The organism is Curtobacterium sp. MCBD17_040 (assembly GCF_003234805.2).
Taxonomy (GTDB): domain Bacteria; phylum Actinomycetota; class Actinomycetes; order Actinomycetales; family Microbacteriaceae; genus Curtobacterium.
In genome coordinates this window covers 37,962-51,702 of sequence record NZ_CP126273.1, presented here as the reverse complement: position 1 = coordinate 51,702, position 13,741 = coordinate 37,962, and the positions used below count along the sequence as shown (strand labels likewise).

Here is a 13,741-nt window from a genome sequence, read left to right as displayed (position 1 = left end):
CCGGCCGGGAGGCCCCACCCACCACGGCCACGCAGCGCCCGTCCCATAGGCTGGAACCGATGTCCAGCCCGTTCTCCGCGATCCTGTTCGACCTCGACGGCACGATCTGCGACTCGGCGCCCGGGATCACGTCGAGCCTCACGTACACGTTCGAACGCATCGGGGTCCCGGTGCCGTCGCCCGCCACGCTCCTCAGCTTCGTGGGGCCGCCGATCCTCGACTCGTTCCGCAGCATGGGGATGGACGAGGACCAGGTCCAGCACACGCTGCAGGTCTACCGGGAGCACTACCTCGCCCACGGCACCCTCGACGCGCGGGTGTACCCGGGGATGCCCGAGGTCCTGCGGCGCGTGCACGAGGCCGGCGTGCCGACCTCGACCGCGACGAGCAAGCCCGAGACCCCGGCGACCTACATCCTCGAGCACTTCGGGCTCCTGCCGTACCTCGACGTCGTGACGGGCGCGAGTGACGACGAGGTCCGCAGCGCCAAGGCCGACGTCGTCGCCGAGGCACTGCGCCGGCTCGCCGCGCGCGGGGTCGACGTGTCGCGGCCGGTCCTCGTCGGCGACCGACACCACGACGTCGAGGGCGCCGCCGCCCACGGCGTCCCGGTCGTGTTCGCCGAGTGGGGGTACGGCTCCCCCGCCGAGGCCGCCGGCACGATCGCCCGGGCCGCCGAGCCGCTCGACCTGCTCCCCATCCTGCTGTGATGTCCGACCGCACCGGCGCCCGGGTCCGCGAGCGGGCCGCGTGGCTCCTGCCCGCGGCGATCGTGCTCATCGCGCTCAACCTGCGCGGTCCCGTCGTGGCGGTCGCCCCGGTCATCGGCGACGTCCGGCACGACCTCGGCCTGACCCCGACGGTCGCCGGGCTCCTCACGACGATCCCGGTGCTGTGCTTCGCGCTCGCGACCCCGCTGGCGTCGTGGGTGATCGCCCGCCTCGACCCGGAGCGTGCCGTGACGGCGTCGCTCGTCGGGGTGCTCGCCGGCACGCTCCTCCGTTCCGCCGGCACGTCCTGGGCCCTCGTCGCCGGGACGGCGCTCATCGGCATCGCGATCACGATCGGGAACGTCGTCGTGCCCGTCGTCATCCGCCGCGACTCCTCACCCGAGCGCGTCGGCATCGTGACCGGCGTCTACACGTCGGCGCTCAACGTCGGGTCGATGATCACCTCGCTCGGCACGGCCCCCCTCGCCGCGGTCGTCGGCTGGCCCGTCGCGATCGCGATCTGGGGCGTGTTCGTGCTCATCGCGGCTGCCGCGTGGTCGCGCGCGGTCGGCGTCCGCGCCGCACTCCGAGGTCCGATCATCGCGAGCGCCGAGCCGCTCCCGGTCACCGGCCCGATCGACCAGGTCCTCGTCCCGGAGACCCAGCGGCACGCCACCGCACCAGCCCCGGCGCGGCGGCGCGTCACGTGGGGCCTCGTCCTGGCGTTCGCGGGTCAGGCGTTCTCGTACTACGCCCTGACCGCGTGGATCCCGACGCTCCTGCACGACGAGATCGGGTTCGACACGGCCTCGGCGGGCGCGAGCTCCTCGGTCTTCCAGATCCTCGCGGTCGTCGGGGCCCTCGGCGTCCCCGTGCTCGCGTCCCGGTGGCGGCCCCGCTCGATCATCGTGCTCGTCAGTCTGTTCTGGCTCGCGATGCCGATCGGGCTGCTCCTCGCACCGCAGCTCTGGCTCCTCTGGTCGATCTGCGGCGGTGCCGCCCAGGGCGGTGGCATCACGGTCGTGTTCATCATCGTCGTGCGGCTCGTGACGACCGACGCCGACGCGCGCCGCATGTCCGCGCTGGTGCAGGGCGGCGGGTACCTGCTCGGCAGTGCGGGTCCGCTCGTCGCCGGGACGCTGCACGAGGTCTCGGGCGGCTGGACCGTGCCCCTGCTCGTCGTCGTCGGTGCGGTGCTCGTGCTCGGGGTGTCGGGGACGATCGCGGCCCGGAACGTCGACTAGCGAGGTCGGTCAGTTCCGCAGCCGCCACACGGCTCGCGGATCTCGCTCCGACTTGCCGATCCACTCGATGAGTGCCTCGGAAGCGAGCGCATCGAGGCGCGCCTTCGTCGCCGGTCTACTCAATCCGACCAGCTGCGAGATCTCCCCCGTTCCCAGGTCTCGATCTGCGGCACGCATGACGTCGAGTACTTCCTGCGAGCGAGCCGGCAGTCGAGCCGCCGTTCGTTCGTCGATACGTGGAAGGGCCAGGAGTGTCAGCTTCACGCTTCCCTGGCTCTGCACGTACACGGGATCCGTCAGGCCGACCCGCCGCATCTCGTCGAACATGCGCCGGATTCCCTCGCCGAGTTCCTGACCGATCCGGAGGTCGGCGCAGACCCTCGCGATCCGCGGGTTCCTGGCGAAGCGACTGATGTCAAGAGGCCGCGCCGGGTCAGCGAGACCGGGGAAGCGGCCCGGACTCTCGATCTCGATCCGGTCCGTGAAGATCTCGACCCGGATGTGGTCACCGCCGAGACTGTAGGAGCGATGGATGACCGCGTTCACGACACCTTCGAGCCACGCATCCTTCGGGACGATGGGCTCGCTCTCGAACAGACCGGAGGCGCGCAGCGACCTCTTCCGCGGGACGAGACGTTCGATCTCCTCAGCGGCCTTGGTGATGGCATAGGGGATCGGTCCCTCGATCCTGAGGTCGTTGGTGTCGTCAACCGACAGGCGAGCGCCCGTGCCACGCTCAGGACCCAGGTATCGGATCACCCGAATGTGCGCTTGAGGGAACTCGTCCTGTGGGTGCTCACCGAACAGCAGATAGCAACCGTTCGTGTACTCGCCGTGCCGCGTCACGAGGCTGCGCGCCTTCAGAAGACGATCGAACGTGCCGGAAGCGCCCGTGGCACTGCGGAACTGTTCGAGGAGCTGGCGGTTGAGGTCGTCCCGCCGAAGACCGAGCAACGGATGCCCGTCCCACTGCGCTTGTCCCTTGTCGTACTCGAGCTCGCGGCGCTGTTCATGGCGGAGCTTCCGAGATTCGTCTCCGACGCGGAGGTAGCAGTCTCCGTTCTTCATCTCGTGAACGACTTCGCCAGGGTCGACGCGGACGACCACCAACGTGTCGATCTCGCCTGCGTCATTCACGCAACGTGTCTGATCCACGCGCGCCCGCACGGGTGGCACGGTGTGGTCGATCGCCGTCTGCTGGAAGTCGTTGAGGCGCCCGGCACTCGCTTTCAATCCCTCGACCCGGCCGTCGCTCAGACCGAGCACGATCACGCCACCTTCCGCGTTCGCGAACGCGACGAGATGCTGTGCGAGGTCCTTCGCCTGGATCCGGATCGACTTCCGGTCGAACCACTGGTCCTCGAGAAGGGCACACAGCTTGGGACCGACCTCGTCGCGCGGAGCAGCGAGGGCACGGTCCACGTCGTTCGCGCTCATCGGACCGAGCCTACGGCTTCAAGTAGGTTTCGAGTACCGGCTACTCACGCCCTGTTGACAGTTGAAAATGCCTGATGAGCGGGGTGATGGAACGGCACCGGTGAGCGCAGCACCTCTTTTGAGTGCGGGCGATCAGCCCGCCGCGAGCACCTCGCGCAGGGACATCGGGCGCCGCCCGGTCACCCGCTCGACGTCACCGCTGACGGCCGCGAGCGCACCCTCGGCGATCGCGGTGTACGTGCTCACCCAGGCGTCCGCCTGCCACGGCGCGGGGTCCCAGCGCGCCCGTGACGCGTACGCCTCGTCGAGCGTCTCGGGGTGGTAGGTCACCGTGCGGCCGCGGACGTCCGACACGATCGCCGCCGCCTCGGCCAGGGTGACGGCCTCGGGCCCGGTGAGCGCGTAGGTCGCTCCAGCGTGCTGGTCCGGGTCCAGGAGGACCGTGGTCGCGACCCGCGCGACGTCCGCCCGGGCGACCGCCGCCATCGCACCGTCCCCGGCCGGACCGCGGATGACGCCGTCCTCGCCGACGAGCTCCTCCACGAAGTCGAGGTAGAACGAGTCGCGGAGGAACGTCCACGTCATGCCGGAGGCGCGGATCGCCTCCTCGGTGGCGTGGTGGTCGCGCCCGAGCGTGAAGGTGGCGTCGGGCGCCGCGCCGACGAACGACGTGTACACGACGTGGCGGACCCCGGCCTCGGCAGCGGCGCGGACGAAGGCGCGGTGCTGCTCGAGGCGGTCCTCCGCCTCGGCCGCCGAGACCATGAGCAGGACGTCGACACCGGCGAGCGCGGCACGGGCGGCGTCCGCGTCGGCGAACGCGGCCACGGCGACCTCGGCTCCGGCGAGCCGGGGTGCCCGGGCCGGGTCGCGGACGACCGCGCGGAACGGTCGACCGCCAGCGGCGAGCGCCCGCGCGACGGCACCGCCGACGTGCCCGGTGGCACCGGTGACGGCGATGACGGGCCGGGGATCCGCCGTGCTGGGCGTCGTGTCGGACATGTGCCGGTCCTCCCGGTCGAGTGTGGTGGGGGTCAGGTGGTGACGACGAGGTCGGCGCGGTCCGCCGTCGGTTCGATGCGCCGGGCGTTCGCGCCGTCGACCTCGGTCGCCCAGGCCCGGGCCGCCGCGTGGTCGCGGCCGTCCCGCATGTGGCGTCCGACGAGCCGGTCGATCCGGACGGCGTCGTCGGTCCGGCAGAACCAGGTCTCGGTCAGGAGGCCCGGCAGCAGTGCCCACGGCTCGTCCCGGTCGAGCAGGTAGTTGCCCTCGGTGACCACGAGTCGCACGGCGCGTGGCACGGCGATGCTGCCCGCCACGGGCTCGTCGACCCGCCGGTCGAAGTCGGGCGCCCACGTGACGTCCTCGTCGGCGGCGACGAGCCGGCGCACGAGCGCGACGTACCCGGCGGCGTCGAAGGTGTCGATCGCGCCCTTCCGGTCGGACCGACCGAGCGCGGCGAGCGCGGTGTTCGCCAGGTGGAACCCGTCCATGGGCACCTGGACGGCGACGCCCGGCCCGTGCGCCTCGGTGACGGCGGCGACCACACGGCGCGCGAGGGTCGACTTGCCGGAGCCGGGGCTGCCCGCGATGCCGAGCACGGCCCTCCCGGTGGGCGGAGGGTCGGCGACGAGCGTGAGGGCCCGCTCCACCGCGGCCGCGACGTCGAGGGCGGCGGGGGTGGGCGGCATGTCGCAAGTCTCCCACCCGACGGTCCGGATGCCAGGGTGCGAGGTCTGGTGCTCCGGCACGGTCGGAGGGACACTGTCGGCCATGATCGATGCGACGAGGGCGTTCAGCGGGTTCTCGGTGCGGGACACCGCCGAGGCGCGGGCGTTCTACGAGGACGTGCTCGGACTGTCGGTGCACGAGGCGAACGGCATGCTCATGCTCGAGGTCGGCGGCGGGACGCCCGTGCTCGTGTACCCGAAGGGCGACGCGCACGAGCCGGCGTCGTTCACGGTCCTCAACTTCCCGGTGCCGGACGTCCCCGCGACGGTCGCGGACCTGACGGAGCGGGGCGTGGTGTTCGAGCAGTACGAGGGGCTGACGGACGATTCGGGGGTGAACCGCCACGGCGGGCCGCTGATCGCCTGGTTCACGGACCCGTCGGGCAACGTCATGAGCGTGGTGGAGGACAGCTGAGCGCATCGACGGTCGCGGTGGCAAACTGTTCGCAGATCGAACGACCCCGGGGAGCATCGTGTCCGAGCCGACCGCCGACGACGACCGCACGCGTCGTGAGGACGAACGCATCGACGAGGCGATCGACGTCGTGGCGGCGTTGACCCGCGTGGAGGCGGCGGATGCGGCGCTCCGCTCACGGCTCCGCGCGCGGCTCGGTGTCGGGGGCACGGACCTCGTCGTCCTCCAGTTCATCGCGCGGGCCGAGGCGGTCGGTCGTGCCGTCCGCGTCAAGGACCTCACGCAGCACGTCGGCATGACGAGCGCCGCGACGAGCGTCATCCTCGAGCGCCTGGAGGCTCGCGGCCACGTACTCCGTGAGGTCGATCCGACGGACCGCCGCAGCAAGTTGATCTGCCTGTCCGACACGACGAAGACCGCGATGCAGGAGGCGGTCGGGGAGACGCAGGACGCGTTGCGCGTGGTGCTCGACGAGCTGGGCCCGCGGGACCGCAAGCGCTTGGTGGGCCTGCTCGACCGGGTCGTGCGGGCGCTGGAACTCGGCGTGCCCCAGGGCTGATCCGGGGGCACGGGCCACCGCTGAACGACGGGGGTACCCCGGTCGGATTGTCCAATTTTCTTTGCTTTTCCTCCTCCTTCCGCCTATCCTCGTCAGTGCGCGGTCTCCCCGACTCGTCGCCCTGCGTCGAGGACCGACGGACGCCCGCGAGCGGCGAGGACACCACGGGAGCGATGGACACCACGACCGGTGCGGCGGCCACTCCCATCCGAATCGAGGCCCACGGCCTCGACGCCGACCAGGCCATGGACGACCTGCCCCGGCTCTACGCCGGCGCGGCCTGGTCCTCGGCACCGACGCGGGCGACGCCCTACCGCTACCGCTACGCCGCGATGGGCGACACGGACCTGACACTCCGGACCTCGCGCATGCACGGCGAGATCCAGGGCGACATCCCGCCGGGCGGCGACTACGTCGTGCAGTGGCTGACGGCAGGGCGGTCGACGGTCGACCTCGGCCACGACGACCTGCGCATGGTCCCCGGGCGGCCGCTGCTGTTCCCGGCGCATCGGTCCTTCGTGTTCCGGTTCACGGACTACGACCAGAAGCTCGTGCACCTGGGGCGTGACCACGTCGACCGCATCGCCCGCGAGCAGGGCCTCGCCGGCGAGGACCTGCGGTTCGACCACACGGCCGCCCCCACCGACGCCGCGGTCCGCAGCTGGCAGGGCACCGTGGGACTCGTGTCGAACACCATGCGCTCCGGCCCGGTCAGTCCCCTGCTGTGGGACGAACTCACGCGGATGACGGCGATCGCGTTCCTCGGGCTCTACCCGCCCCTCGCCGACGCCCTGCCGTCCGCGGTGCTCCTGCCGCGGAACGCACGGATCCGGGCCGCGGTGGAGTACGTGCAGGCCCATGTGCACGAGCCGATCGGCACCACCGAGATCGCGGCCGCGGCGCACCTCAGCGTGCGGGCGTTGCAGGAGGGCTTCCGACGCGTGCTCGACACCACACCGCTCGGGTACCTGCGGCAGGCCCGCCTCGACCGCGTCCACGCGGAGTTGCAACAGGGCGTACCGGGGACGACCGTCGCCGGGGTCGCGCAGGCGTGGGGCTTCACGCACCTCGGACGGTTCGCGGGGGCGTACCGCGCGCGGTTCGGGGAGCATCCCCGCGCCACGCTGCGCGGTTGAGCCGGGAGGGACGGGGCGGGACCCGCCACGTCCCTCCCGGCCGCGATCAGTCGCGCCCGGCGACGGCGCGGCGGATCCGCTCGATCGGCACCTTCGGCTCGCGCTCCGCGGTGAGCAGCCCGTTCGTCTCCTGCAGCGTGTCCGTGAACTGTGTGTAGCAGGACCCGGCGAGGAACGAACTGGCGCGGATGCCGTCGTACAGCGCGGTGATCCGGTCGACGTAGTCGTCGCCGTCCACCGCGACGGAGTACCCCCAGGCGTCGTCGCGGTCGGCACCCGGCTGGTAGTTGACCCCGCCGAACTCCGTGAGCATGACCGGCTGGCCGTGGTCCTCGGCGTCGCCGACCAGGATCCGCCGGCCGGCCGGGCCCATCCCGGCGAGCAAGCGGGTGCGGGCGGCGTCGTCGGCGTAGGTCGCGGCGAGGACCTCGCCCGAGGCCTCGTAGTCGTGCACGCTGAGGATGTCCGACGCGGCGTGCTCCCAGCCGTCGTTCGAGATCACGGGCCGTGACGGGTCGAGCGCCCGCGTGACGTCGGCGAGCGCCCGGGCGTACGCCTGCTGTGCTGGTTCGTGCGCGATGTGCTGCACGCCCCAGCTCTCGTTCGCCGGCACCCAGGTCACGATGCACGGGTGGGACACGTCGCGCTCGACGGCGTCCATCCACTCCCGCATGAGCCGCTGCACCGCCGTCGGGGTGAACGCGTACGCACCCGGGGCCTCGCCCCAGACGAGGAGGCCGAGGCGGTCCGCCCAGAACAGGAACCGCGGGTCCTCGATCTTCTGGTGGATCCGGGTCGCGGTGAACCCGAGCTCCTTGATGAGCTCGACCTCACGACGGAACGCGGCCGGGCTCGGCGCGGTGAGGTTCGAGTCCGGCCAGTAGCCCTGGTTGAGCACGCTCCGGACGTCGTAGGGCCGGTCGTTGAGCAGGAACGCCCCCCGGTCGACCGCGACCGACCGGAACCCGAGGTACGACGCGACGACGTCCCCGGACCCGTCGGGGTGCCCGAGCACGACGGTGGCGTCGATGAGCCGCGGGGTCTCCGGCGTCCACACGATCTCGTCGTACGCCTGCCCGTTCGTCTGCCGCGCGACGGGGACGACGACGTCCACGGTCGTGGCGCCCGCCGGCACGACGACGGAGGCGCTGCCGAGGTCCTCGTCACCGTCCTCGTGGCGGAGCGACACCGACAGTGTCGTGCCCGCGGTCACCCGACCGGCGATCCGGATCGTGCCCCGGACCACCGAGCCGGGGAACTCGGTCTCCCACCGGAGCGCCGCGACCGACACCGGGGGGACCGCCTCGAGCCACACGGTCTGCCAGATCCCCGTGGTGCGGCGGTACCAGATCACGTGCGGGTCCTCGTGCCAGTCCTGCTTGCCGCGGGGCTGCGTGACGTCGTGCGGGTCGTCCTCGGCGCGGACGACCAGGGTGTGCGTGGTGTCGGTGCCAGCGTCGACGTCCGTGCTGGCGTCGAGCACGTGCGTCACGTCGAACGAGAACGGCGTGTGCCCGCCCTCGTGCTCGCCGAGGCGCACCCCGTCCAGCCACACCGTCGCGCGGTAGTCGACCGCACCGAAGTGCAGGAGCACCCGGGACGCGTCGGCCGAGCGCCCGGCACGCTCGAGGTCCTCGGCCGAGATGCTGCGCGCGTACCAGACCACGGGGTGGAATCCCGGCTCGTCGATGCCCGACGCGACCGACTCGGGCGGGAACGGCACCGTGATCGTGCGGTCCGTCGCCCCGTGCTCGGACCGGAAGCCCGCCGACCAGCCCGCGCCCAGGCCCTCGTCGCCGTCGTCGTGGCGGAACGACCACGGCCCGTCGAGGTCGGCCCAGGCCGGACGGACGAGTTGCGGCCGGGGGTGGGTGCCGTCCTGGCGGCTCGCCGGTTCGGGGACGGACAGGGTCCGGGGAGCGGCTTCCTCGCCGCGCAGCGTCGTCATGGCGTCCAGTCTGCCGCAGCCGTTACAACGTTGTACAGACGGTTGGCCGGCGCGCCGGTCTCGGTCCCGAACGCCGCTGCCGCCCCGGTCGGGACGCGCTGCAGGGAGCCGTCCGCCTGCTCCTCGAGCCGGACCAGCCCCATGCGGCGCAGCGACGGGGTCTTGCGCCCGCCGACGACCCGGGCGGCCACGACCTCGTCGGGCACCGCGAACTCCTCGACGTTCCGACCGCCGGACGCGTACGACCAGTCGACGAAGTCGAACAGGGGCCACCAGGTGTACCCGCGCAGGTCCATGCCGCCCGCCACGAGTTCCTGGACCGCGTGGACCGAGTCGCGCACCCAGGCCGTCCGGACCTCGTCCGTGCCCTCGATGCTCGTCTCCGTGACCATCATGGGCAGGCCGTAGCGCGCCTCGAACCCGCGCAGGCTCGTCACGAGCCCGTCGGTCCAGCGGTCCGTCGCGATCTGCACCACGTCGGTGCCGTCGGCGACGAGGGTCCGCGGGGACAGGTCGGGGTAGTAGTTGACGCCGAGCACGTCGATGCGTGCCGGGTCGGCCCGGAGACGCGCGAGCTGCTCGGGTGCGGCGCCGTGCTCGAGCAGCCACCCGTGCATGGGGTGCTGCACGCCGACCAGCCCGAGCACCAGATCCGTCGGCACGGTGCCGATCGCGGTCAGGTGCTCGGCCTCGCCCGCGAGCGCGGGGTCGTCCGTGGCGAACAGGGACGACGCCTCGACGTGCACGATGACCGCGGCCGGGTTGGCCGCCCGGATCGCCGCGACGGACCGGGTGATCCCCTCGGCCAGCGCGAGCGTCACGCGCACCCAGCCGTCCCAGCCGGTCAGCGCCGGCGGCCACACGCCGCGGAGGCCGCAGAACGACGCCGTCGTGACGGGTTCGTTCAAGGGTGTGACGTGGTCGACCAACCCGCGGTAGCGCGCCGCGAACGCACCCGCGAACGCCGCGACGACGTCGGGGTAGCGCGGGTCGGCGAACGAGCCGTCGAGCCAGGTCGGCGTGCCGTAGTGCACGAGATCGGCGATCACCGTCAGCCCGAGCTCCTCGACCGCGAACCGGAGCCGCTCGTCGAGGGTGCTCCAGTCGTAGGTCTCCGGCGCGGTGTGCACGAGCGGCCAGTTCACGCCGTACCGGACCGCCCCCGCGCCGAGGTCGCGCGCGGCGGTGAGGTCCGCGCGCCAGTGCTCGGTGTGCTCCGTCAGGTCGTACTCGTCGAGCGGCGCCATCGCGAAGTGCGCCGGCGGGTGGACCGAGGTGTCCTCGATCCCGAGGACCCAGGTGAAGTCGCCCATCACTTCAGTCCACTCGTCGCGACGCCGGCCACGAAGTACTTCTGTGCGAAGAAGAACGCGATCGCGATGGGGACCAGCGAGATGGTCGCACCGGCGAGCAGGATCGCGTGGTCGGTCACGTGCTGGCCGCCGAACAGCGTCAGGCCGGCGGGCAGGGTGAGCATGTCGTTCGACGTCGTGACGACGAGCGGCCAGAGCAGGTCGTTCCACAGGTTCATGCCGTTGAGCACGGCGACGGTGGCGATCGCCGGTTTGGCGAGCGGGAGCACGACCTGCCAGTAGATCCGCCAGTGCCCGGCGCCGTCGATGCGCGCCGCCTCGTCGAGCTCCGGCGGGATGCTGACGAAGAACTGCCGGAACAGGAAGATGCCGAACGCGCTCGTCGCCCGCGGGACGATGAGCCCCTGGTAGGTGTTCAGCCAGCCGAAGTGGAACAGCTCGACGAACACGGGGATCAGGGTCACCTGGAACGGCACCATGAGGGTCGCGATGACGATGACGAACGCGACGTTCCGACCGACGAACCGCATCCGCGCCAGGGCGTAGGCGCACATCGAGTCGAACAGCAGGGTCAGCGCCGTCGTCACGCCCGCGAACACGAACGTGTTGACGAGCAGCCGGACGAACGACAGCTGCTGCCAGACGCCGACGTACCCGTGCATGGTGATGCTCGTCGGGAACAGGCTCGCGGGGTTGTGGAACAGGTCGCTCTCGCTCCGGAACGACCCGGAGACCATCCAGATGAACGGCACGAGCGCGAACACGATCCCGACGCCGAGGTAGACCCACTTGAGCACGTCCACCGTGCGCACGGCGGGCCGCGGCCCGTGCTGCCTGCGCTGCGTGGGTGTGGACCGGTCGCCGCGGTCGTCGCCGCCGCGTGACGAACGGGAGGTCCGGGGCACGTCCGCCACGGAGGTGTCAGTCGACATCGTTGTACCTGAACAATCTGAGCTGGACGAGCGAGATGAGCATGATGATCGCGAACAGCACCCACGAGATCGCGGACGCGTACCCGGTCTGGTAGTCGACGAACCCGTCGCGGTAGAGCAGGTTGACCAGCGAGTCGGTGTGGAACACCGGGCCGCCGCCGGTCATGACGTAGACGAGGTCGAATACCTGGAACGACTGGATGGTCAGGATCATCGAGGTGAACAGCAGCGTGGGCCGGATGCTCGGGATCGTGATCGACCACACCGTGGCCCACCGGCCGGCGCCGTCGAGCTGGGCCGCCTCGTACCGCTCGCCGGGGACGCCCTTGAGGCCCGCGACGAACAGGATCATGGCGAAGCCGACGCTCTTCCAGACCGACACGAAGATCACGGTCGGCAGGGCGAGGGTCGTCGACTGGAGCCACCCGATCGAGGGCAGACCGAGCGCCGCGGTGAGGCCGCCGACGAGCCCGATGTCCGGGTCGAGCAGGAACTTCCAGACCAGGCCGATCGTGACGAGCGAGACGATCGTCGGGAAGAAGAAGATCGACCGGACGATGCGCGTCGCGATCCCCTCGCCCTGGAGCGCCAGGGCCGACAGGAACCCGAACACGAGCAGGAGTACGACCGACACGATCGTGAACTCGAGCGTCACGCCGAGCGCGTTCCAGAACTGGTGGTCGTGGAACAGCTTGACGTAGTTGCCGAACCCGACGAACGGCTCCGTGCTCGCCCCGACGGTCCAGTCGAAGAAGCTGTAGTACAGCGACCGGAAGATCGGGAAGATCACGAACACGCCCAGGATCAGCAGGCTCGGCGCCATGAAGAGCCAGGCCGGCTGGAACCGGAACCGACGAGCGGTCGCGCGCCGGCCCTCCCCACCGCTGCGCGACCCTGGGGTGGTGCCGGCCCCGTCGCGCGTGCTGCGCGACGGGACCCGCTCCGAGGTGTGGCTGGTCACTGCGAGCAGCCCGTGAGGCCGTCGATCGTCTGCGCGGCGTCCTTGGTCGCGCTCGCGACCGAGGTCCCGCGCGTGATCTTGCCGATGAGCGGCACGTAGCCGTCCGAGTCGACCTTGGTCGCCTGGGGGACGTGCGGCAGGTACAGGCGGGCGTTGCCGACCTGCGACGCGAACACCGACACCGTCGGGTCGGCCGTGAGCTTGGCGTCGTCGGTCATGTCGGTGCGCAGCGGCGGGAACCCGGTCTTCAGCGAGAACTTCTCCTGCGTCGACTTGCTCGTCCAGTAGGCGAGGAACTCCTGCGCCTGCTTCGGGTACTTCGTCTTGGCCGACACCGACAGCGGCGCGGTCGACCCGAGCGTGACGGACGTGCCGTCGACCCCGGTCGGGATGGTCGCGATCCCGAGGTCGACGCCCGCGCTCTTGTAACCCGGCGCGGCCCACGGCCCGTTGATCTCCATGGCGGCCTTGCCCGCGGAGAACAGGGAGTCGGCCTCGGCACCGGTCTGCCCCACCGGGCTCACCTTGCCCTTCGCCACGAGGTCGGCCCACGTGGACAGGCTCTTCTGGCCGGCGCTCGTCTGCAGCACCGAGCAGCCCTTGCCGTTGACGATGTCGCCGCCCTCGAGCCACTGCAGGACGGGCCACATCTGGATCGTCTGGTTGTCCGCGAGCGAGATGCCGTAGTGGCCGCCGGTCGTCAGCTTCTTCGCGTCCTGCGCGAGCTCGTCGATGGTCTTCGGCGGGTTCGTGATGCCGGCCTGCTGGAACAGCTTCTTGTTGTAGTACAGGCTCAGCGTCGCGAAGTTCGCGGGGATCCCGTAGAGCTTGCCCTTGTACGTGAACTCCTTGACGGTGCCGGGCGCGAGCTTCGACGTGTTGATCTGGTCCTTGCCACTGCCGGTGTCCGTCAGGGCGAGCACCGAGTTCGTCTTGACGTACTGCGCGACCGCGTTCGGGTCGCTCGACACCGCGGCGATGTCCGGACCCTGCCCGGTCAGCCATGCCGACGGGAGCTTCTGCTGGATGGTGTCCCAGGGCTGCACGGTCATCTGGACCTTGATGTCCGGGTGGGACGCCTCGAAGTCCTTGACGATCTGCGCGTACCCGGGGCGGTCACCACCGGTGAACCCGGTCCAGACCTTGAGGGTGACCGGTCCGCTCGCCGACGACGATGACGACGTCGAACAGCCGGACAGGGCCAGGGCCACAGCGGCGGCTCCGGCGGCGACGGCGAGGGCCGTGTTGCGCTTCTTCATGGAACGCTCCTTTGCGTTGTGGACCGTCCTCGGGAGGGGACGGCACGGAGGTGGGGTGTGATGGTGGGCAGGGGAACGGGTCTGAGGGGGACGGGGG

Annotated in this window: 13 protein-coding genes; 5 read left to right on the top strand and 8 right to left on the bottom strand. The window is 71.2% G+C overall.

Going from position 1 to position 13,741, the window contains the following annotated elements; all coding sequences use genetic code 11:
* Positions 1 to 59: 59 nt before the first annotated feature.
* Together DEI94_RS00250 and DEI94_RS00245 are read left to right on the top strand one after the other, a co-directional pair.
* A complete protein-coding gene (locus DEI94_RS00250; protein WP_111011957.1) occupies positions 60 to 710 on the top strand; it encodes an HAD hydrolase-like protein in 651 nt (216 codons plus the stop codon).
* Positions 710 to 1,954: an MFS transporter gene (locus DEI94_RS00245; protein WP_111026552.1), complete on the top strand. Its 1,245-nt coding sequence runs from the start codon at positions 710 to 712 to the stop codon at positions 1,952 to 1,954. Before DEI94_RS00250 ends, DEI94_RS00245 begins: the two co-directional genes overlap by 1 nt.
* A 9-nt stretch (positions 1,955 to 1,963) precedes the next feature.
* Here the strand turns inward: DEI94_RS00245 and DEI94_RS00240 are convergent, their stop codons facing one another.
* The 3 genes from DEI94_RS00240 to DEI94_RS00230 all read right to left on the bottom strand — a co-directional run bounded on the left by DEI94_RS00240 (position 1,964) and on the right by DEI94_RS00230 (position 5,082).
* Positions 1,964 to 3,376: an ATP-binding protein gene (locus DEI94_RS00240; RefSeq protein WP_284183723.1), complete on the bottom strand. Its 1,413-nt coding sequence runs from the start codon at positions 3,374 to 3,376 to the stop codon at positions 1,964 to 1,966.
* 147 nt (positions 3,377 to 3,523) lie between these two features.
* A complete protein-coding gene (locus DEI94_RS00235) occupies positions 3,524 to 4,393 on the bottom strand; it encodes an SDR family oxidoreductase (RefSeq protein ID WP_111026550.1) in 870 nt (289 codons plus the stop codon).
* A gap of 32 nt (positions 4,394 to 4,425) precedes the next feature.
* A complete protein-coding gene (locus DEI94_RS00230) occupies positions 4,426 to 5,082 on the bottom strand; it encodes a nucleoside/nucleotide kinase family protein (RefSeq protein ID WP_111026592.1) in 657 nt (218 codons plus the stop codon).
* Between the two features lie 82 nt (positions 5,083 to 5,164).
* Here DEI94_RS00230 and DEI94_RS00225 point away from each other — a divergent pair, with 82 nt between their 5' ends.
* The 3 genes from DEI94_RS00225 (at position 5,165) to DEI94_RS00215 (ending at position 7,231) form a co-directional block, all read left to right on the top strand.
* The gene (locus tag DEI94_RS00225; RefSeq protein ID WP_111010363.1) at positions 5,165 to 5,536 is read left to right on the top strand and encodes a VOC family protein; all 372 of its coding nucleotides are present in this window, start codon (positions 5,165 to 5,167) and stop codon (positions 5,534 to 5,536) included.
* A 58-nt stretch (positions 5,537 to 5,594) separates the two neighbouring features.
* Complete coding sequence (locus DEI94_RS00220) at positions 5,595 to 6,095, top strand: MarR family winged helix-turn-helix transcriptional regulator (RefSeq protein ID WP_181441781.1); 501 nt, start codon at positions 5,595 to 5,597, stop codon at positions 6,093 to 6,095.
* Between the two features lie 173 nt (positions 6,096 to 6,268).
* The gene (locus tag DEI94_RS00215; RefSeq protein ID WP_146249452.1) at positions 6,269 to 7,231 is read left to right on the top strand and encodes a helix-turn-helix transcriptional regulator; all 963 of its coding nucleotides are present in this window, start codon (positions 6,269 to 6,271) and stop codon (positions 7,229 to 7,231) included.
* A gap of 46 nt (positions 7,232 to 7,277) precedes the next feature.
* On the opposite strand, the gene DEI94_RS00210 is transcribed toward DEI94_RS00215, so the two are convergent.
* Genes DEI94_RS00210 through DEI94_RS00190 form a run of 5 tightly spaced genes read right to left on the bottom strand, consistent with a single transcriptional unit; the run spans position 7,278 to position 13,644 of the window.
* Positions 7,278 to 9,179, bottom strand: coding sequence for a glycoside hydrolase family 2 TIM barrel-domain containing protein (locus DEI94_RS00210; RefSeq protein ID WP_111026547.1), 1,902 nt, complete (start codon positions 9,177 to 9,179; stop codon positions 7,278 to 7,280).
* Complete coding sequence (locus tag DEI94_RS00205) at positions 9,176 to 10,492, bottom strand: glycoside hydrolase family 1 protein (protein ID WP_111026546.1); 1,317 nt, start codon at positions 10,490 to 10,492, stop codon at positions 9,176 to 9,178. Before DEI94_RS00205 ends, DEI94_RS00210 begins: the two co-directional genes overlap by 4 nt.
* Positions 10,492 to 11,424: a carbohydrate ABC transporter permease gene (locus DEI94_RS00200; RefSeq protein ID WP_111026545.1), complete on the bottom strand. Its 933-nt coding sequence runs from the start codon at positions 11,422 to 11,424 to the stop codon at positions 10,492 to 10,494. The genes DEI94_RS00205 and DEI94_RS00200 overlap by 1 nt, the downstream gene beginning before the upstream one ends.
* Positions 11,414 to 12,385 carry a carbohydrate ABC transporter permease gene (locus tag DEI94_RS00195; RefSeq protein WP_220035657.1) on the bottom strand — a complete coding sequence of 324 codons (972 nt, stop codon included), beginning with the start codon at positions 12,383 to 12,385 and terminating at the stop codon, positions 11,414 to 11,416. The genes DEI94_RS00200 and DEI94_RS00195 overlap by 11 nt, the downstream gene beginning before the upstream one ends.
* Positions 12,382 to 13,644 (bottom strand): ABC transporter substrate-binding protein, encoded by a 1,263-nt coding sequence (locus tag DEI94_RS00190; RefSeq protein ID WP_111026544.1) that lies wholly within the window; start codon positions 13,642 to 13,644, stop codon positions 12,382 to 12,384. Before DEI94_RS00190 ends, DEI94_RS00195 begins: the two co-directional genes overlap by 4 nt.
* Between the last annotated feature and the right edge of the window lie 97 nt (positions 13,645 to 13,741).